This is a genomic window from Streptomyces sp. NPDC048018, from assembly GCF_043202995.1.
Lineage (GTDB): Bacteria > Actinomycetota > Actinomycetes > Streptomycetales > Streptomycetaceae > Streptomyces.
The window spans coordinates 1,042,702-1,062,301 of the sequence record NZ_JBIDBK010000001.1; the positions used below are offsets into that span (position 1 = coordinate 1,042,702).

Consider the following 19,600-nt stretch of genomic DNA (forward strand, 5'->3'; position numbering starts at 1 on the left):
GCCTCGAACGTCTTCGGTCGGTCCTCGCCGGCGGGGCCGCGAACAGGCTCCTTTCCCGCCCCCCGTTCACCCGGAGGAGTGAACGCGGCCGACCATACCCCGACCTCGCGAACCTGCCCCGACCATGCGATTCCCGCCCCCGAAAGACGTTGCCGCAGGTCAGAAATGGGTTACTGGTGAGTCGGGTCGATTTCGCCGGCGGTTCGGCGGGGATCCGCGCGCCATTCGACGACGGAAGACTTACCGGGCGCCCAGGATTCCTCCACATTCTCCGAGCGGTCTTCACGACCAGGGGACGGAAGAACTCAGACGGGCCGGATCCGGCTGCGCAGGAGACAGAACTCGTTGCCCTCCGGATCGGCCAGGACGTACCAGCTCTCGTCGCCGGTCTGACCGACGTCGGCGTGCCGCGCGCCGAGCGCGAGCAGCCGCTCCAGCTCGGCTTCCTGGTCACGGTCGGTGGCGCTGACGTCGAGGTGCAGCGGAAGCTTCCCGGCGCGCGGGTCACTGCAGGGGCTCAGGACGAGGACGGGCAGCGGACCGCCGAAGCCGAGGTCCGGCGGCCCGATCACGATGCTGCCGTCGTCCTCCCGCTCGACCTCCACATAGCCGAGGACGTCGCTCCAGAACGCGGCCAGCCGTTCGGCGTCGGCGCAGTCGAGGACCAGTTCACTGATGCGGCATGCCATGCGCGCCAGTGTAGGGAACACCGGGCCGGCTCCGCCGCACGCGCGGAGCGGCGCCAAGGAGAGCCTGACTCAAGGCGATTGACGTCGCGGAGCGGTGAATCTTCGTGATCAAGGTGTTGGTGCCGGAGGACCGCCCGCTGCCAGGCTGACACCTGAAGTCGCCTGCCGACCGGGCGATTCGGCGCACAGCGAGAGGCAACCTTCCTTGAACACCCCCACGGACACCCCTTCGAGCACCACTTTCCCGACCACGAGCGGCCCGGTGCGGGGCTTCCGATGCGCCGGGGACGTCGTCGCCGTCCTCGGCATCCCTTACGCGGCCCCGCCGTTCGGTGCCCACCGGTTCCGGGAGCCGCTCCCGGCGCGGAAGTGGAGCGGCGTACGGGACTGCACGGCGTTCGGCCCCGTCGCCCCGCAGTCGGCGGAGCTGCCCGGCGCGCCCGTCTGGGCGCCCGGCGACGAGGACGTACTGACCGTCAACGTATGGACTCCGGTTCCGCACGACGGTGCCCGCCGGCCCGTCCTGGTGTGGATCCACGGTGGCGCCTACACCTTCGGGTCCTCGGCACAGCCCGACTTCGACGGCACCGCCCTGGCCGCGGCGGGGCTGGTCGTGGTCACCCTCAACTACCGGCTCGGCTTCGAGGGCTTCGGCCACGTACCGGCCGCCGGGGACAGCGCGTACCCCGACAACCGGGGACTGCTCGACCAGGTCGCGGCCCTGCGCTGGGTGCGCGAGAACATCACCGCGTTCGGCGGCGATCCCGGCAACGTCACGGTCGCGGGCCAGTCCTCCGGGGCCGCCTCGGTCGCCTGCCTGATGGTGATGGAGCGGGCGCGCGGGCTGTTCCGCCGCGCCATCGTCCACAGTCCCGCCAGCCCCTGCTACACGCTCGACATCGCGGCGGCGACGACGCGCGAGGTCGCGGCGGCGGCCGGGTGCCCGGCCACGCCCGCAGGGCTGGCGGCGGCGTCACCCGAGGCCCTGGTCGCCGCCTCCGACCGGGTCGTCGACCGCTACCGGCGCGCCCCCGCCTCCGGCTCCCGGCACTACGACCCCTCGCTGTACGCCCCGGTCCTGGACGGCGACGTCCTGCCCACAAACCCGCTCACGGGGATCGCCGGCGGGGCGGCCACCGAAGTGGACCTGCTGGTGTGCCACACCACGGAGGAGTATTGGCTGTTCGACGCCGTCGGCAGCAGCGCGAAGGTGACCACGGAGGAACAACTGGAGCTCTTCGCACGGGATTTCGGCCTCCCCGACGGACTGGTGGCCGGCTATCGCGACACGATGCCGCACGCACCGGTGCTGGACGTCTACCTCGCCGTCTTCGGCGATCTCCTTTTCACGGAGTACGCCCACCGACTCGCCGAGGCGCACGCCGGGGCGGGCGGACGGGCGCACGTGTCGCGCTTCGACCGCAGGCGCGCCGGGGCGGACGGGGCGGACGGGGCGGACGGGGCCAGGGTCGTACGGGCCTGGCACTGCGCCGACATCCCCTTCGCCTTCGGCAACCACGCCGACGCCTCCGCGGCCTTCCTCATCGGCGGCGCCCCCGCCCCCGCGGACCACGACCTGGCCCGGCGCATGGTCCGCGCATGGGCGGACTTCGCCGCGCACGGGGACCCGGGCTGGCCGCCGGTCGACGGTGCCACCACACGGGCGAGGACATGGACCACCAGCGAGGCCCCTCCGTCGGACGACGCCGGGCGCGCCGCGATCCGCGCCCTGTGGGCCGAGGCGCACTTCCCGCTGCTGCGCCCCTGAACCGCTGCCGGGCCCCCGAAGCCCTGCTGGGCGCCTGCACCGCGGGGGGCTCCGCGCCGCTCGGCGGGCGGCCGACTCCGCGTGTCAGCGGGCGTTCAGTGGCGCTCCCGTTCGAAGGTCAGGAGGAGGTCCGCCGCGACGCTCACGGCGATCGTGGCGGGCTCCTTGCCGGTGATCTCGGCGAGTCCGATGGGGGTCTTGATCCGGTCGATCGTGTCGGCGTCGTGGCCGCCCTCGTTGGCCAGGCGCTGCCGGAAGCGGGTCCACTTCGCGGCGGAGCCGATCAGGCCTATCGAGCCGAGACCGGGGGTGCGCAGGGCGGCGTCGCACAGAGCGGCGTCCTCGGCATGGTCATGCGTCATGATCAGGACGTGGGTGCCGGGCGCGAGCTCCTCGAGCACCTCCTCCGGGAGGAGGGGGGTGTGGTGCACATGGGTCTGGGCCACCGCGTCCGCGAGCGGGGCGAGCCGCTCGTCGGTGAGCATGTCCGGGCGGCTGTCGATCAGGTGCAGGTCCAGGTCGTGGCGGGCCAGGATGCGGGCCAGCTCCAGACCGACGTGCCCGATGCCGAAGATCGCCACCGCGGGGAGCACCGGCAGCGGTTCGAGGAACACGGAGACGGCGCCGCCGCAGCACTGGACGCCGTGGCGGCCGGTGACCTTGTCGTTCAGAGCGAACTCCATCAGCTCCGGCTCGGCGTCGGACTTCTCGATCAGTTCCCGGGCGCGGTCGATCGCGACGGCCTCGATGTTGCCCCCGCCGATCGAACCCCAGGCCTCGGTCCGGCCCACGACGAGTTTGGCACCGGCCTTGCGAGGTGCGTGACCGCGCACGGTCGCGACGGTCACCAGCACGCCGGCCTCCCGGCGTGCTCGCAACCGCGCGACCGCGGCGACCCAGGTCATGTCAGGCATGGCTCAGTGCGTTTGCTTCCGTACGGTGCCCGTCGCCCCGCACGTCGCTCTCACGGGCCGCCTCGACGGCCCAGTAGACGGCCTCCGGCGTCGCCGGGCAGCCGAGATCCACACTGACTCCGGCGGGGCCGAACGCCGCCGCGGCCTGCCGCAGCGCCTCGCGCACCGAGAACGCGAGCATCAGCGGAGGTTCGCCGACGGCCTTGGAGCCGTAGACGGCACCCTCCTCGGTGGCGTTCTCCATCAGGGTGACGTTGAACTCCTCCGGCATCTCCGAGAAGCTCGGCAGCTTGTAGGTGCTCGCGGCCTGGGTCAGCAGCCGGCCCCGGTTCGGTCCGTCGCTGGTGTCCCAGCGCAGGTCCTCCAGCGTCAGCCAGCCGGCGCCCTGCACGAAGCCGCCCTCGACCTGACCGATGTCGATCATCGGGGACAGGCTGTCGCCGACGTCGTGCACGATGTCGACGCGCCGGATGCGGTACGCGCCGGTGAAGCCGTCCACCTCCACCTCGGTCGCGGCCGCGCCGTGGGCGAAGTACTTGAACGGGGAGCCCCGGAAGCTCTTCGCGTCCCAGTGCAGGCCCTCGGTGCGGTAGTAGCCGGCCGCCGAGAGCTGCACGCGCTGGAAGTACGCGGTGCGCACCAGGTCGTCCCAGGCCAGCTCCTTGTCGCTGCCCAGGGCGCGCGCGACGCCCTCGACGATGCGCACGTCGGAGGCGTTCGCACCCAGCTGGCTGGCGGCCACCTGCAGCAGTCGCCGCCGCAGCTGCTCACAGGCGTTCTTGATCGCACCGCCGTTGAGGTCGGCGCCGGAACTGGCCGCGGTCGCCGAGGTGTTGGGCACCTTGTCGGTACGCGTCGGGGCCAGCCGCACCTTGTACAGCGGGATGCCCAGCGTGGTCGCGGCCACCTGCATCATCTTGGTGTGCAGGCCCTGGCCCATCTCGGTGCCGCCGTGGTTGATCAGGACGGAGCCGTCCTTGTAGATCAGCACCAGCGCGCCGCCCTGGTTGAAGGCGGTGAGGTTGAACGAGATGCCGAACTTGATGCCGGTGACCGCGAGCGCCCGCTTGGTGTTCGGGTGCGCGGCATTGAAGGCCGCGATCTCGCGCTTGCGGTCGGCGATGCCGGCGTCGTCCTGGACCTGCTGCCAGATGGCGGCGATGCGCTCGGCCTGCGTGACCGGCTGGCCGTACGGCGTCGTCTGTCCCTGGCCCGGCTGGTAGAAGTTGCGCTCGCGCAGCTCCATCGGGTCCAGGCCGAGCAGCGGCGCGCAGCGGCCCAGGATGTCCTCGATCACCAGCATGCCCTGCGGGCCGCCGAAGCCGCGGAAGGCGGTGTTCGAGACCGTGTTGGTCTTGGCGATGAGACCCGCGACGCGCGCGTTGGGGATCCAGTAGGTGTTGTCGATGTGGCACAGGGCGCGGGCGAGCACCGGCTCCGACAGGTCCAGGCTCCAGCCGCCGTCGGCGACCAGGGTGGCGTCGAGGGCCTGGATGCGGCCTTCGGCGTCGAAGCCGATCTTCCAGGTGGCGTGGAACCCGTGCCGCTTGCCCGACATGGTCAGGTCCTGGGTCCGGTTGAGCCGGAAGCGGACGGGCCGGCCGGTCAGCTTGGCGCCGAGCGCGGCGACGGCCGCGAAGCCGTGCGGCTGCATCTCCTTGCCACCGAAGCCGCCGCCCATCCGCAGGCACTGCACCGTCACCTCGTGCGCGGGGACGCCGAGCACGTGCGAGACGATCTCCTGCGTCTCCGACGGGTGCTGGGTGCTGCTCTGGATGAACACCTGCTCGTTCTCGTCGACCAGGGCCAGCGCGGCGTGGGTCTCGAGGTAGAAGTGCTCCTGGCCGGAGAACTGGAACTCGCCGGTGAACACGTGCGCGGAGTCCGCGAAGCCGGCGTCGATGTCGCCGGTCTCCATCAGGGGCCGGGCGCCGTGGTAGCTCTCAGCCGCGATGGCGTCCTGCAGCGTGACCAGGGCGGGCTTCTCGTCGAGCTCGACCTCCACCGCGGCGGCGCCGAGCCGGGCCGCCTCCAGGGTCTCGCCGAGCACCCAGGCCACCGCGTGGCCGTGGAACATGACCTCGTCGGGGAACAGCGGCTCGTCGTGCTTCATGCCGGCGTCGTTGACGCCGGGCACGTCGGCACCGGTCAGCACGCGGACGACGCCGGGCACGGCGAGCGCGGGCTCGGTGCGCAGCGCGGTGATCCGGCCGTGGGCCTTCATCACCTGGACCGGGTAGGCGTGCAGCACGTCCTTGGTGCGGTACACCAGGTCGTCGGTGTAGAGCGCCGTGCCGGTGACGTGCAGGGTGGCGCTCTCGTGCGGCATCGAGACGCCGACTACGGGCTTCTCGGGACGCTCGGACAGATGACTCATGACGACACCGCCTCGGTGGTCTGGGCGTACAGCTTCCGCAGGCTCTGGCCGAGCATCGCGGAACGGTAAAGGGCACTGGCACGGTGGTCGTCCATCGGGGTGCCCTGGGCCCGCAGCTCGCGGGCCGCGGCCTCGACGGTCTCCGACGACCAGGGCCTGCCCTCCAGGGCGGCCTCGGTGGCGAGGGCGCGGATCGGGGTGGCGGCGACGCCGCCCAGGCCGATGCGGGCCTTGCGGACGACACCGTCCTCGATCTCGAGCGCGAAGGCGACCGCGACGCTGGAGATGTCGTCGAAGCGGCGCTTGGCGATCTTGTGGAAGGCCGTGACGGGCGCCAGGGGCAGCGGGATGCGCACGGCGCGGATCAGCTCGTCGGGGCGGCGCACGCTCTGCCGGTAGCCGGTGAAGTAGTCGGCCAGCGGGACCACGCGCTCGCCGTCGGCGTCGGCGAGCACCAGTGACGCCTCCAGCGCCAGCAGCACCGGCGGGCTGTCACCGATCGGGGAGCCGGTACCGAGGTTGCCGCCGAGGGTGGCGCTGTTGCGGATGAGCCGGGAGGCGAACTGCGGGAACAGCTCGGCCAGCAGCGGGACTTCACCGTCGAGACGGCGCTCGATCTCGGTGAGCGTCACCGCCGCACCGATCTCGATGTGGTCGGACTCGACGCGCAGCTCCCGCAGTTCGGGCAGGCGGTCGATGGCGACCACGCAACCGGCGCGCCGGGAGCGGATGTTCACCTCGACACCGAAGTCGGTGCTGCCGGAGACCAGCACCGCGTCGGGACGCTCGCGGAGCACCCGCAGCGCCTCGGCCAGGGTGGCGGGCCGCAGGAACGTGCTGCCGTCCCGGGTGTACTCGGTGGCGACCGGCTCGGGCGGGGCCTGGTCGCGGCGCTGCGCGAAGGGGTCGTCCTCGGCCGGCTCGCCGACGGCGAAGGCGGCGTCGCGGATCGGCCGGTAGCCGGTGCAGCGGCACAGGTTGCCGCTCAGCGAGTGCAGGTCGAAACCGTTGGGGCCGTGCTCCGGGTCGGCGTGGCCGGTCGCGTCCGCGTCCGTCTCGCCGTGCGCGCAGCGGTCGGGCCGGTAGTACTCCGACGCCATGCTGCAGATGAAGCCCGGGGTGCAGTAGCCGCACTGGGAGCCACCGCGGACCGCCATCTCCTCCTGCACCGGGTGCAGCGTGGGGGGCGTGCCGGGCTCGCCGGGAGTGGCGAGGCCCTCGGCGGTGACGATCTCCTGGCCGTCGAGCGCGGCGACCGGGACCAGGCAGGCGTTGACCGCCACCCAGTCGGTGGGCTTGTTCACCCCCGGCCGGGCCACCAGCACCGAACAGGCGCCGCACTCACCCTCGGCACAGCCCTCCTTCGTGCCGGTGAGGCCGCGGTCGCGCAGGAAGTCGAGCACCGTGGCGTGGGGCGCAGCCGGAGCAATCGGAGAATCTTGCCCATTGACGGTGATCCGCGCCTCTACCATGACATTTCCTCATTTCGGTGCACGGTGGAACTGGTTGTACTGGTCGCCATGTCAGGCCTTCTGTGTCAGTGCGCAGCTAGAGAACCCGGAGCCGGCGTCGGTGGGTACACACGACACGCCGCGGGTGGTGGCAGAGATCAAAAGAGAAGCCGGGGCCGCGAGCGGGCACGCCGGAAGAGCGACTGCTTCAGCAGCCGTGCGCTACACGACCCGGGACCCAGGCGGTCCGGTGAGCGAGGCGATTCAGGTCGGAGAAGATCGACATCCGACTTCGCCTCCTTTCGACAACTCACGGGTCGGTGCGCTCGAAAGTACGTCGCCGGAAGCGCATCGGTCAAGGTACTCAGCCGGGACGCTGAGCTGCCCGTTCCCTCGTCGCGGCCGTCCGCGACGGCGGCACGCGCGCCCGCCCGCAGGGAGACGTTCGCATCTGCGGCCGAAAGGGCGGCGACACGTTACGAACTGTGCGGTGCGGGTCCCCGACGCTCACCGGGTGAACGCGGCAGGCCCGCGGCACAGCCACCCGAGGGCTAACTGTCCTCTTTATCCAGAATTCTACCGACCTTGGCGTCCTTCCGTCGACGCCTTCGCGAGGCGCCCGCCACCCCGCCTCGCCGCGACCCGCCCCGCGGCGGCGGCGAGGCCCGCGCTCCGCACACCGCCGCCCGACGGCCGACGCCCGGCGGTCGACGACGAACGGTCACCGTACGTGACCGCGCCCGCGCGCAATGCCCACGCCTGTGGCGCTCCGGCCCGCGTCCGCGGCCGGACGCGAGAGGGCGGCCCCGGCGGCGGACGGCGCCGCCTTCCGGCACGGCCGGGGCCGCGCGTCACCGGGGAGCGTCCGGGCCGCCGCGTACGGCGGTGCCCAGGATGTGGGTGCCCGCCGGAACGGGGACGCGGGTCTCGGGGAAGACGAAGCGGTCGACGGCCGTGAGGGTGAACCCGGCCGCGGCGATCGCGGAACCCGTGTCGCGGCCGGTGTGGCAGCCGCCGGCGAGCCGCGGCCAGACGGTGGCGTCGAGCACGCGCTGGACGCGCCGCATCGCGGGGGTGTCCGCCCGCACGTGTTCGAAGAAGCGCAGCTGTCCGCCGGGGCGGAGCACGCGGTGGAGTTCGGCGAGGGCCGCCCGCTGGTCGGCCACCGAGCAGAGCGTCAGACACACCACGGCCGCGTCGAAGGACGCGTCGGGGAACGGGAGTTCCTCGGCGCGGCCGTCCTTCAGCTCGACCGGGACGGGGGCCTCGCGGGCCTGCCGTTCGGCCAGGGCGCGCAGGGTCGGCTCGGGTTCGACGGCGACCAGTCGGGTGACGTCGGGCGGGTAGTGCGGGAAGTTCAGTCCGTTGCCCGCACCGGCCTCCAGCACCTCTCCGGTCAGCCCGGCCAGCAGACGCCGGCGGTGTGCGTCGATTCCGGCCCGCTGCAGGGCGGGACCGGCGACCCCGGCGTAGAAGCGGGCGAAGACCGGATGCGGCCTGACGGGACGGAACGTCATGGCACCCACGATCCACGGTCGCGGCAACCGCTGCGAGGCGGCGGCCACGGCCGGGCCGCACCGCCTTCGCGACACCGCCCGGCCCGCGGCGCGCCGGGCCGACGAACCGCCCCGGACCTATAATTTTCGGATGAACGCTCGGCTCGCTCTGCTCGCGGGCACGGAGCCGGGGATCACGGAGAGTGACGTCTTCCGGCTGGCGCTGCTGCATGCGACGGCCGAGCTGGCCGCCCTGGGCGGCGCCGTTCACCTGGGCCGTACCACCTCGGCCCTGCGTCTAGTGGCGTCGACGGGCCTGCCCCCGGCGCTCACCCGTCCCTGGGAGATCATCGACCGCACGGGACCGACGGTCCCGACGTTCGCCGTGCGCAGGGGGCGCTCCCTGTGGATGGCCAACCCGTCCACGCACGCCCCCGGCTTCCCCGCGACCCGGTGGCCGGGCACCGGATTCGCCTCCGTGCCCCTGATCCGCGACGGTCGCGCGCAGGGCGCCCTCACCGTGGTGACGGGTGACCGCGGCGCGCCGACCGACGAGCAGTGGGCGTTCCTGCGCGACGTGGTCGCCTGGACCGCCGAACGGATGAACCGGACCCCGCCTCCCCCGCAGCCGCCCGGCGAGGAACTGATGGGCGGCCGCCTCCGCCAGGCGCTCCAGGAGGTCGCGGTCGGCACCTGGAGCTGGGACCTGCTCACCGGGGAGCTGGTGTGGGACGAGGCGGGGGCGGCCCTGTTCCACGCCGAGCGGGTCACCCGTGAGGCCACGTGGCTGAAGGCGATCCACCCCGACGACCAGCCCGCCGCGCTGGCCGCCCTGGAGCGGGCGATGCGCGACGGGAGCCTGTACGAGTCGGAGTACCGGGTGGAGCAGCCGGACGGCGGCTACCGCTGGGTGCACGGCCGCGGGGCGGCGGAGTACGACGAGAAGCGCGAGCCGGTGCGGATGATGGGCATGGTGTGGGACAGCCACGAGTCCCGTACCGCCCGGGACGCGCTCAGCCGGGCCCTGCGCCACATGAGCGACGCGTTCGTCCTGACCGACGCCGACTGGCGGATCAGCTTCGCCAACCGGGAGGCGGAGCGCATCCTCGGCGCCGGCGAGGCGGAGCTGGTCGGCCGGAGCCTGTGGGCACTCCCCGTCGTGCGGCGGGTGCCCGACCTGGAGGCCCGCTGCCGCAAGGCCGCCGCGGCGGCCACGACCACCGAGCTCGACGTGCGGATCACGGCGGGGCGCTCCCACCGGCTACGGCTGGTCCCGAGCCCCGACGGACTCGCCCTCTACTTCACGGACGTCACCGACACCCGGCGGCGCGAGGCCGAGCGCGCCGCCGCCGAGCGCGCCGCCGCCGAGCGCTCGGCCCGCACGGGGGAGCTGACGGCGGCGCTCGCCAAGGCGACGACCTCGCGCGACGTCGTCGACGCGGTGGCCGAGCGGGTGCTCCCGCCGTTCGGCGCCACCGGTCTGACCGTGGTCTCCGTCGAGGGCGACCGTGCGGAGATCATCGGAGCCGTGGGGTATCCGCAGAGCTTCCTCCAGGAGTTCGACGGCCGCAAGGTGCCGGCGAGCGACCCGGTCAGGGACGCGGTGCGCGGCAGCGCACCGCTGTTCATCTCCTCCGTCGAGGAGTTCACGGAGCTCTATCCCCATCTGGCGTACCGGCCGCGCCTGGCCGGCAAGCAGGCGTGGGCCTTCCTGCCGCTGACCGTGTCCGGCCGCACGTTCTCCGTCTGCGCGGTGTCCTTCGACCGGCCGCGTCGCCTGACCAACGAGGAGCGGACCCTGCTGACCGCGATCAGCGCCCTCCTGGCCCACGCCCTGGAGCGGGCGCGGCTCTACGACGCCGAGCACACCCGCTCCCAGGAGCTGCAGCGCGGGCTGCTCCCCCAGCGGCTGCCCGAGAGCCCCGCGTGCACGGCCGCAGCGCGCTTCCTGCCCGCCGGGCAGGGGATGGACGTGGGGGGCGACTGGTACGACGTCATCCCGCTCTCCGCGGGCCGGGTCGCCCTCGTCGTCGGCGACGTGATGGGCCACGGCCTGGCGGAGGCGGCCACCATGGGGCGGCTGCGCACGGCCGTCATGACCCTGGCCGACCTGGAGCTGCCGCCGGGCGAGGTGATGAGCCATCTGAACGACATCGTCGGCGACCTCGGCGAGGACTTCTACGCCACCTGCCTCTACGCGGTCTACGACTCCAGCACCCGGATCTGCAGCATCGCCCGGGCCGGCCATCCCCCGCCGGCCGTCGTCCGGCCCGACGGCACCGTCCACTTCCCCGAGCTGTCCCCCGACCCGCCGCTCGGGGTCGCCGAACCGCCCTTCGAGACGACCGAGTTGGAGCTGCCCGACGGCAGCCTCCTCGTGCTGTACACGGACGGCCTGGTCGAGTCGCCGGACCGCGAGATCGACGAGGGCATGACCGAGCTCGCGCGCCTGCTGCGTACCTCCGGCCACCAGGACCCGGAGCGGCTCTGCGACGTCCTCACGAACGGGCTGCTCCCCGCCGAGCGGCCCGCCGCCGACGACGACGCCGCCCTCCTCGTGGGCCGCGTCCACGCCCTCCCCGCCGACCGGATGGCCTCCTGGGAGCTGGAGAAGGACCCGCGGGCGGCCGGGCAGGCCCGCCGCCGCATCAGGGAGCAGCTCGCGGTCTGGGGGCTGGACGACCTGGCGATGACGACCGAGTTGATCGCGAGCGAGCTGATCGGGAACGTCGTGCGCTACGCGAAGGGCCCGGTGCGGCTGCGGCTGCTGTACAGCGCCGTCCTGGTCTGCGAGGTGTACGACGGGAGCCTGGCCACGCCGCGGATCCGTCATGCCGCGGAGACGGACGAGGGCGGGCGCGGTCTGCAGCTCGTGGCGGCGCTCAGTCAGCGGTGGGGCGCGCGCTACACCGCGGACGGGAAGTGCATCTGGACGGAGCAGGCGCTGTCGACCGGCCCGACGGGCCTGGCGGCCGCCCTGCTCGCGGCCCCGGAGCTGTGAGGGCCGGCCGCCACCGGGAGACCGGCGCCCCCCTCGGGCACCCCTGGACCGGCGCGGCCGCGGCGCCCGGCACCGGCGGGTGGCGCCGGGCCGGTGACGGACGCCGCGGTCGTTCCGTCAGGCGACGGTGATGAACCGCGCGGTGCTCGGCACCCCTTGGGCGTTCAGGGCGAAGAGCATGTAGGTGCCGGGCAGGACCACGCCCGGGTCGGCCGAGATCGACACCGTGTAGCTGCCGGGTCCCGCGGCCGTGGACGTCAGCGGGACCCGCCGCTGGTCGTTGTCCGTGGAGTGGGTCGCGGCGGCTGCCCGCATCAGGACGAAGGAGGCCACCGGCCCTCCGGTGTCCACGGTGAGCGTGGTGCCGGGGGCGGCCCGGGGCGGCACGCCGCCGGTGATGACCGGGCGCGGCCTGGGCGAGCCGTCCGCGTTGAGCAGGTACGGAGGCGTGAACACCGCCCCGTCGGGGTGGTTGGTGGCGCAGTCGCCGCACAGGCCGCCACCGCCGGAGAAGATCCTCCCGTCGGGCAGCAGGTTGGCCACGCTGTGGTAGTTGCGCGGGATCGCCATGGTGGCGAGCGGCGTGAAGCGTCCGGTCGCCGGGTCCCACAGCTCGGGCGTCAGCACGGAGGTGGCGTCGCTGAACGGCACGGGGAACGCCTGCCCGCCGAACACGGCGACCTTGCCGTCGGGCAGGACGACACTGTTGCCGAAGGCGCGGGCGTGGCCCATGTCGCCGGTGCGCGCGGACCGCACCTGGCCGCCGTCGATGCTGACGGTGTACGCGCGACGGGTGGCGGGCGTCTGCTGGTATCCCGGCGAGCCGCCCAGGGTGAGCAGCTTGCCGATGTCGTAGGGCACGGCGTTGCCGGTCATGGCGTCCGGGCTGTCGGCGCGGTTGCCGGCGGAGGTGATGCTCCCGTTCCCGCCGGTCGTGATCCAGTTCATCTGCTTGCTCGGGCCGAGCTGGAGCACCTTGCCGCCCGAGGTGGCGTAGAGCCACATGTGGTTGTCGGCGCGGTAGGCGCCGGCCGGGTCGGCCGTGACCGCCGGGGCGGCGGGGACGCCGGGGAGTCTGCGCCAGGTGCGGGTGTCCGGGGACCAGACCTCGCCGTCCTTGCCTCCCCTGGCTCCGCTCCAGGATCCGCCGAGGACGAAGGCCTCGCCGGTGGAGAGCAGGCTCATGGCCTGGTAGCCGCGGGGGATGTTCATGCTGGTGGTCGCCGACCAGTCGTCGGTGGCCGGGTCGTAGATGCTCGCCTTCTCGGCGTTGCTGCCTCCGGTGACCAGGACGCGGCCGTCGGCGAGCATCGCTATGCCCGGGCAGAACATGTCGTGGCCGGTGTTGTCGATGCGCCGCTGGCTGACCCTGCCGGTCTTCAGGTCGAGGATCGCGGTCTGGGTGTAGCCGTTGCTGCCGCCGAAGCGGTCGATCGCGTACGCGGACCAGGCCAGGAGTTTGTCGCCCGGCAGGACGGCGGTGGCCACCGGCACCAGGGGGAAGCCGGTGATCCGGCTCCAGGAGCCGTGGGCGGCCGGGTCGGCCGGGCCGCTCAGGCGTATCTCGGCGGCGGAGGCCCAGGGCCCGCGGTTGCCTGCCTCGCGCGTCACGGTCAGGCGTACGTAGCGGGCGGTGGCGGCGCGGGTGAACGTGGCGGTCTTGACGCTGTCGTCGTCGCGCCAGGTGCCGGAAGCGACCGGCGCGCCGAAGGTGGTGCCGTCGGTGCTGGTGGTGACGGCGTACGCGGCGGCGCGGCCGTTGGGGCTGTCCCTGCGGGGCTGGTAGACCAGGGCCGAGACGGTCGCGGTGCGGTGCATGTCGATGGTGATGCTGTGCGGCAGCGGAGCCGGGGTCCCGGACCACCTGCTGTGCCAGAGGGTGGCGGCGTCGCCGTCGAGGACGTTGGCCGCACGGCCGTTCTCCTTGACGGTCTCCTCGTCGCTCGCCTTGGCCGTCCAGCCGGTCCGGGGCAGGTCGACGGTGGCCGCCGGGGTGCCGGGGTCGCCCAGCAGGTTGAGCTCCGCGGCGGAGCTCCACGGGCCACGGTTGCCGGCCTCGGCGACGGCGGTGAGCCGGACGAACCGCGCGCCCTGCGGGGCGAAGCCGAGGGTCTTGGCGGAGGCGTCGTCCGCGAGGGTGCCGGTGGCGACCGGACTGCCCCAGTTACGGCCGTCGGCGCTCACGCTGATGCTGTAGCCGCCGACGCGGCCGTTGGCCTTGTCGGTGCGCGGCTGGTAGACGAGCGCCGAGACCACCGTCGTGCGGTGCATGTCGATGGTGATGCTGTGCGGCAGCGGAGCCGGGGTCCCGGACCACCGGCTGTGCCAGATGGTGGCCGTGTTGCCGTCGAGGACGTTGGCCGCACGGCCGTTCTCCTTGACGGTCTCCTCGTCGCTCGCCGTGGCGGTCCAGCCGGTCCGGGAGAGCACCGGAGCCATGGGCTCCATGGCGTTCGCCGGGGCGACGCCGTGGTGCGGCGACTGCTGGGCGGTCTGCTGGTGGAAGGGCACGGGCCCCGGCGGAGGGGTCGGCCCGTGCCCGCCCGAGGTCGCACTCGCCACTCCCAGCCAGGGGGTGATGCCGACGAGCAGCGAGCCGAGCGCGAAGGCGATGAGCAGAGGGGAGCGGCGGAATGCTCCGGCTATGGCGCGGATGCGTCTGGACTGCAATCGGACCTCCTGGGCGAACCGTACGCGCTGCGGGCCCCTAGAACATAGGTCAAATCCGTTCAACTCGACCATGGAACGGCGGAGTTGAGACCAACCCGTGGCCGCCGCGCACAGCACCCCACCCAGGACGCGTGCGACACTCCGCGCCCCGGCGCACCGTTCCCCGGGCCGAGGCCGCGGCGGCGCCTGGACGCGGACGCTCACCGCACGCTTCGCCGCACTTCCCCCGGCTCGGTGCCCTTGGGCACCGAGCCGGGGGAAGTGAGCTCAGCTGGGGTCCGTCGACACGATGTGCGGCGCGATGTCCAGGACCGGGAGCGCCGCCGCGACATGGGTCGGGTTGTCCTCCACCTTGACGGCGGAGAGTTCGTTGGCGCGTGAGACCCGTCGCTCGACGGTGTTGCGGTGCTCGTAGAGGCCGGCGGCGGCCCGGGGGGTGCTGAAGCCGCACTGTACGTAGGTCAGAAGGGCCTGGCGCAGTGCGGCGTCGGCCTCGGCCAGCGGACCGAGGGTGTTGACCACGAACCGCCGCGCAACAGCCGCTGGTGCAGTACGCCCTCGACTCGGTCGCCGCCCTGCGCCAGGCCGGCCTCGCGGCGGCGATGGGCAACACCAACGCCGAGGGGATCGAACTCATCCAGCTGATCGCGAGCGGGGCCCCCATGGCGGAGGACCTCGCCGAGGCACGCCTGCGCTACCGGATGGCGCGGTGGCACGTGAGCGTCGTCCTGTGGGTGGATGATCCCTCGCGGGCCGACGCCCTGGACAAGGCGATCCCGGCCGTGCGCTCCGCTGCCGCGGGCCGGAACGCCCTGGTGGCCCGGGCGAGTGCCACCTCGCGGTGGATCTGGCTCTCGGGACGGGCGTTCCGGATCTCCACCCCGTGGAGAAGGCCGCGGAGACGGCTGACGAGGTCCGGCTGGCGGTGGGGAGGCCGGGGCGTGGGCTGGAGGGGTTCCGGTCGAGCCATCAGGATGCTCTGGCGGTGCAGGCGTTGGTGGTCCGGCTCGGGTCCGACCGGCGGTTCACCGCCTACGCGGACGTCGAGCTGATCGACGCGCTCACGAAGGACCGTGCGGGGGCCGTCACGTCCAGCACCCCCACCAGGAGCGCGGGATCGGCGCAGTCCGCCACACACTCCTCCAGCCACCGCCGCCACCCGATCCCCAGCGCCACCCGCCAGGCATCCGCGAAATCCGGCGCGATACCACGGGAGACGAGATCGTTGATGTACGCCATGGTCCTCGGACCGACATACGGCTCCACCCGCCGCCCCGGCTGCTGCACGTTCGCCGTCAGCCACTGGACCACATCCGAGCGATTGAGCTCACGATCCTCCTCGACCAGCGACGCATCCGCGAGCAGAGCAGGATCGTTCTGCGCCACAAGAGAAGGCCGCGCCACCGCATCGATCAACGCGTCCGTCTCCGTCAGCAGACGCTGACGCAACGACCTGATCGCATCGGCGACCTCACGGGAGGGCGGGGACCACAGCTCTTCCGTAGGTCAAGTGTCCCCATGATCACGAAGTGTCGGCGCACCATGCACGCCGTGTCCCGAACCGCCGGTCACGTCGGCGACGTCGCCACGAAGGCTGCGCCGAGGCAGCCGCTTCGGAGACGTCGCCCGGTTCCCCGGGAAGCGCCGGCGACAACCGTACGAGAACGGCGGTGCGGACCGGCACGTGCACCGTGCACCGGATCCGGGCGAAGCGGGTGCCCCCTGTCGTTCTCACCGCGGTCGGCCGGCCACGACCAGAATTTGATATCGGCAGCCCGGCGTCACCTTCCTGATCCCGTTCGTGGACCAGATGCGGAAGGTGAACGTCCAGGTGGCGACGCTGCCGATTCCGACGCAGGAGGGCATCACCCGGGACAACGTGTCGGTCAAGGTCGACGCGGTCGTCTACTACCGGGTAGTCGATCCCGCTCGCGCCGCGATCGAGGTGCAGGACTACGCCTTCGCCGTCGGCCAGGTCGCGCAGTCCTCCCTGCGCTCCATCATCGGCAAGAGCGACCTGGACGACCTGCTGTCCGACCGGGAGCGGCTGCACGAGGGGCTGGCGCTGATGATCGACAGCCCGGCGGCCGGCTGGGGCGTCCACATCGACCGGGTCGAGATCAAGGACGTCCAGCTGCCCGAGTCGCTGAAGCGGTCGATGTCCCGCCAGGAGGAGGCGGAGCGCGAGCGGCGGGCCCGGGTGATCACCGCGGACGGCGAGTTCCAGGCGGCACAGCAGCTCGCCAACGCCTCCCGGATCATGTCGGACACCCCGGAGGCGATGCAGCTGCGGCTGCTGCAGACCGTCGTCGAGGTGGCCGCCGAGAAGAACTCCACGCTGGTGATGCCGTTCCCGGTGGAACTGCTCCGCTACTTCGACCGGGCGGCCCGGCACCTCGACGCCACTCCGGCGCCGGCGCCGGAGACGTCGACGGGCGCCGTCCCCGAGCAGCCCGCTCCGGCGGACGCCTCCTGACCGACGGCGTCCGGCCGGACGCGGACCCGCCGCCGGGCAGGCTCGGCCCCTCCGCTCCGGCAGGCTCCGGACCACGGATCGGATTCGGACCCGTCCGCCGGACCCGGACCTGCCACGGCACCGGTTCGGACCCGTCCGCTCCGGCCCGGCCCGGGCCCGGCACCGGGCGGCCTCGGAGAGGTCTCTCCGTGGGCCCGGCCCGGTGGTCACGTCACCGCGGTCGTGGTGCCGGGGCCGGAGGGCGGAGCGCCGCCATCCATGGGGAGGCTGACGGTCATGGTGAGGCCGCCGCCTGGCGTGTCCTCCGCGGTGACCGTGCCGCCCATGGCCTCGACGAAGCCGCGGGCGACCGCGAGGCCGAGGCCGACGCCCGAGCCGCGCGGGGCGTCGCCGTAGCGCTGGAAGGCGCCGAAGATGCGGTCCTTGGCCTCGTCGGGGACGCCCGGGCCGCGGTCGACGACGCGGAGTTCGACGCGGTCGGCGATGGCGCCGGCGGCGACGACGACGGGCGTGCCGTCGGGGCTGTACTTGACGGCGTTCTCGACGATGTTGGCGACGGCCCGTTCCAGCAGGCCGCGGTCGACGACGACCATGGGCAGGGTCTCGGGGATGTCGAGTTCGACGCTGTCGTCGGGCACGCCCACGAGCGCCATCGGGACGACCTCGTCGAGGTCGGTCTGCCGGAGTACGGCGGTGACGGTGCCGGTCTCCAGGCGCGAGACGTCCAGGAGGTTGCCGACGAGGTGGTCGAGCCGGTCGGCACCCTCCTCGATGCCCTCCAGGAGCACGGCGCGGTCCTCGTCGGACCACTCGACGTCGTCGGAGCGCAAGGAGGACACGGAGGCCTTGATGCCGGCGAGCGGGGTGCGCAGGTCGTGGCTGACGGCGGCGAGGAGCGAGGTGCGGATCTTGTTGCCCTCGGCGAGCCGGCGGGCCTCCTCGGCCTCGCCGACGAGCCGCTGACGGTCCAGGACGACGGCGGCCTGGGCGGCGAACGCGCCCAGCACCCGGCGGTCCTCGGCGGGAAGCACCCGGCCGGTCAGGGCGAGGGCGAGATGGTCGCCGACCGGCATGTCGACGTCCGCGTCCTCGGGGCGGCCGACCGGGCGGCCGGGGCCCACGACGGCGACGCACGTCCACGGCTCGGTGTCGTCGTGGCGTTCCAGGAGCGCGACGGACTCCATGGCGAAGGTCTCCCTGAGGCGTTCGAGCAGGGCGTCCAGACTCGTCTCCCCGCGCAGCACGCTGCCCGCGAGGAAGGAGAGCGTCTCCGCCTCCGCCCGCAGCCGGGCGGCCTGGTGGGTGCGACGGGCGGCCAGGTCGACCACGGAGGCGACGGATATCGCCACGCCCACGAAGATCACCAAGGCGACCACGTTCTCCGGGTCGGCGATCGTCAGCTCGTGGATCGGTGGGGTGAAGTAGTAGTTGAGCAGCAGCGATCCCACCGCGGCGGAGCCGAGGGCGGGCGTGAGACCACCGAGCAGGGCCGCCGCGACGGTGAGGGCGAGGAAGAGCAGGACGTCGTTGGCGAGGCCCACGTCCGGGAGGACGCTGCTGAGCAGAAAGGTGAGCAGGACGGGTCCCGCGAGGGCGACGAGCCACCCCCAGTTGGTGCGGGAACGCCCCAGCTTCGCGCGCCGGGCCACGGGCAGGCCGCGGCCCTTCGCCGCCTCGTCGTGGGTGACGATGTGGACGTCGAGGTCCGGCCCCGACTCGCGGGCGACCGTGGCGCTGACGCCGGGACTGAAGGCGTACTGCCAGGAACGTCGGCGACTGACGCCGAGGACGATCTGCGTGGCGTTGACCCCGCGCGCGAACTCCAGGAGTCCGGTGGAGATGTCGTCGCCTATGACGTGGTGGAACGTCCCGCCGAGGTCCTCGACCAGGGTCCGCTGCACCGCGAGTTCCTTCGGGGACGCCGAGGTGAGGCCGTCGCTGCGCGAGATGTAGACCGCCAGGACCTCGCCTCCGGCGCCCTTCTCGGCGAGCCGGGCGGCCCGGCGGATGAGGGTGCGGCCCTCGGGGCCGCCGGTCAGTCCCACCACGATCCGCTCGCGGGAGCCCCAGATCTTCGAGACCCGGTGCTCGGTGCGGTACTCCTGCAGGTACTCGTCGACCCGGTCGGCGGTCCAGAGCAGCGCCAGCTCGCGCAGGGCGGTGAGGTTTCCGGGGCGGAAGTAGTTGGAGAGGGCCGCGTCGACCTTGTCCGGCTTGTAGACGTTGCCGTGCGCCATGCGGCGGCGCAGGGCCTGCGGCGACATGTCGACCAGTTCTATCTGGTCGGCGCGCCGGACGACCTCGTCCGGGACGGTCTCCCGCTGCCGTACGCCCGTGATCGACTCGACGACGTCGCCGAGCGACTCCAAATGCTGGATGTTGACCGTGGAGACGACGTCGATGCCGGCCGCGAGCAGTTCCTCGACGTCCTGCCAGCGCTTGGCGTTCCGCGAGCCGGGGATGTTGGTGTGGGCCAGCTCGTCCACGAGTGCGACGGCGGGCTTACGGTCGAGGACCGCGTCCACGTCCATCTCGGTGAACACCGTGTCCCGGTACGGGATCTCCGCACGCGGCACCGTCTCCAGGCCGTGCAGCATCACCTCCGTACGCGGCCGGCCGTGGTGCTCGACGAAGGCGACGACGCAGTCGGTGCCGCGCTCGACGCGCCGGTGGGCCTCCGAGAGCATCGAGTACGTCTTGCCGACGCCCGGTGCCGCGCCGAGGTAGATACGAAGCTTTCCGCGTCCCATGGTGTCGT

General features: G+C 72.9%; 13 protein-coding genes. 4 read left to right on the forward strand and 9 right to left on the reverse strand.

Annotation, left to right across the window (positions count from 1 at the left end; translation table 11 throughout):
• Positions 1-305: 305 nt before the first annotated feature.
• The gene (locus tag ACGF1Z_RS04665; protein WP_392999831.1) at positions 306-689 is read right to left on the reverse strand and encodes a VOC family protein; all 384 of its coding nucleotides are present in this window, start codon (positions 687-689) and stop codon (positions 306-308) included.
• Positions 690-894: 205 nt separating this feature from the next.
• Between ACGF1Z_RS04665 and ACGF1Z_RS04670 the strand changes: the two genes are divergently transcribed.
• On the forward strand, positions 895-2,457 hold the full coding sequence (locus ACGF1Z_RS04670; RefSeq protein WP_392999833.1) for a carboxylesterase/lipase family protein: 1,563 nt from the start codon (positions 895-897) through the stop codon (positions 2,455-2,457).
• A gap of 95 nt (positions 2,458-2,552) precedes the next feature.
• On the opposite strand, the gene xdhC is transcribed toward ACGF1Z_RS04670, so the two are convergent.
• From xdhC to ACGF1Z_RS04690, 4 genes are all read right to left on the reverse strand, one after another.
• Positions 2,553-3,362, reverse strand: coding sequence for a xanthine dehydrogenase accessory protein XdhC (gene xdhC, locus ACGF1Z_RS04675; protein ID WP_393000324.1), 810 nt, complete (start codon positions 3,360-3,362; stop codon positions 2,553-2,555).
• 1 nt (position 3,363) lies between these two features.
• Complete coding sequence (gene xdhB, locus ACGF1Z_RS04680; RefSeq protein ID WP_392999835.1) at positions 3,364-5,748, reverse strand: xanthine dehydrogenase molybdopterin binding subunit; 2,385 nt, start codon at positions 5,746-5,748, stop codon at positions 3,364-3,366.
• On the reverse strand, positions 5,745-7,220 hold the full coding sequence (locus tag ACGF1Z_RS04685) for a xanthine dehydrogenase small subunit (protein ID WP_392999837.1): 1,476 nt from the start codon (positions 7,218-7,220) through the stop codon (positions 5,745-5,747). Before ACGF1Z_RS04685 ends, xdhB begins: the two co-directional genes overlap by 4 nt.
• Before the next feature lie 830 nt (positions 7,221-8,050).
• On the reverse strand, positions 8,051-8,716 hold the full coding sequence (locus tag ACGF1Z_RS04690; protein ID WP_392999839.1) for a class I SAM-dependent methyltransferase: 666 nt from the start codon (positions 8,714-8,716) through the stop codon (positions 8,051-8,053).
• Between the two features lie 130 nt (positions 8,717-8,846).
• Between ACGF1Z_RS04690 and ACGF1Z_RS04695 the strand changes: the two genes are divergently transcribed.
• Positions 8,847-11,696 carry a SpoIIE family protein phosphatase gene (locus ACGF1Z_RS04695; RefSeq protein WP_392999841.1) on the forward strand — a complete coding sequence of 950 codons (2,850 nt, stop codon included), beginning with the start codon at positions 8,847-8,849 and terminating at the stop codon, positions 11,694-11,696.
• A 117-nt stretch (positions 11,697-11,813) separates the two neighbouring features.
• On the opposite strand, the gene ACGF1Z_RS04700 is transcribed toward ACGF1Z_RS04695, so the two are convergent.
• Positions 11,814-14,366: a discoidin domain-containing protein gene (locus tag ACGF1Z_RS04700; RefSeq protein WP_392999843.1), complete on the reverse strand. Its 2,553-nt coding sequence runs from the start codon at positions 14,364-14,366 to the stop codon at positions 11,814-11,816.
• Positions 14,367-14,633: 267 nt separating this feature from the next.
• A complete protein-coding gene (locus ACGF1Z_RS04705; RefSeq protein WP_392999845.1) occupies positions 14,634-14,888 on the reverse strand; it encodes a helix-turn-helix domain-containing protein in 255 nt (84 codons plus the stop codon).
• Positions 14,889-14,911: 23 nt separating this feature from the next.
• Between ACGF1Z_RS04705 and ACGF1Z_RS04710 the strand changes: the two genes are divergently transcribed.
• On the forward strand, positions 14,912-15,418 hold the full coding sequence (locus ACGF1Z_RS04710; protein ID WP_392999847.1) for a hypothetical protein: 507 nt from the start codon (positions 14,912-14,914) through the stop codon (positions 15,416-15,418).
• On the opposite strand, the gene ACGF1Z_RS04715 is transcribed toward ACGF1Z_RS04710, so the two are convergent.
• On the reverse strand, positions 15,399-15,815 hold the full coding sequence (locus tag ACGF1Z_RS04715) for a hypothetical protein (RefSeq protein WP_392999849.1): 417 nt from the start codon (positions 15,813-15,815) through the stop codon (positions 15,399-15,401). The genes ACGF1Z_RS04710 and ACGF1Z_RS04715 overlap by 20 nt on opposite strands.
• A gap of 361 nt (positions 15,816-16,176) precedes the next feature.
• Between ACGF1Z_RS04715 and ACGF1Z_RS04720 the strand changes: the two genes are divergently transcribed.
• Positions 16,177-16,842 (forward strand): SPFH domain-containing protein, encoded by a 666-nt coding sequence (locus ACGF1Z_RS04720; RefSeq protein ID WP_393000326.1) that lies wholly within the window; start codon positions 16,177-16,179, stop codon positions 16,840-16,842.
• A 206-nt stretch (positions 16,843-17,048) separates the two neighbouring features.
• On the opposite strand, the gene ACGF1Z_RS04725 is transcribed toward ACGF1Z_RS04720, so the two are convergent.
• Complete coding sequence (locus ACGF1Z_RS04725) at positions 17,049-19,592, reverse strand: ATP-binding protein (RefSeq protein ID WP_392999851.1); 2,544 nt, start codon at positions 19,590-19,592, stop codon at positions 17,049-17,051.
• Positions 19,593-19,600: the final 8 nt, after the last annotated feature.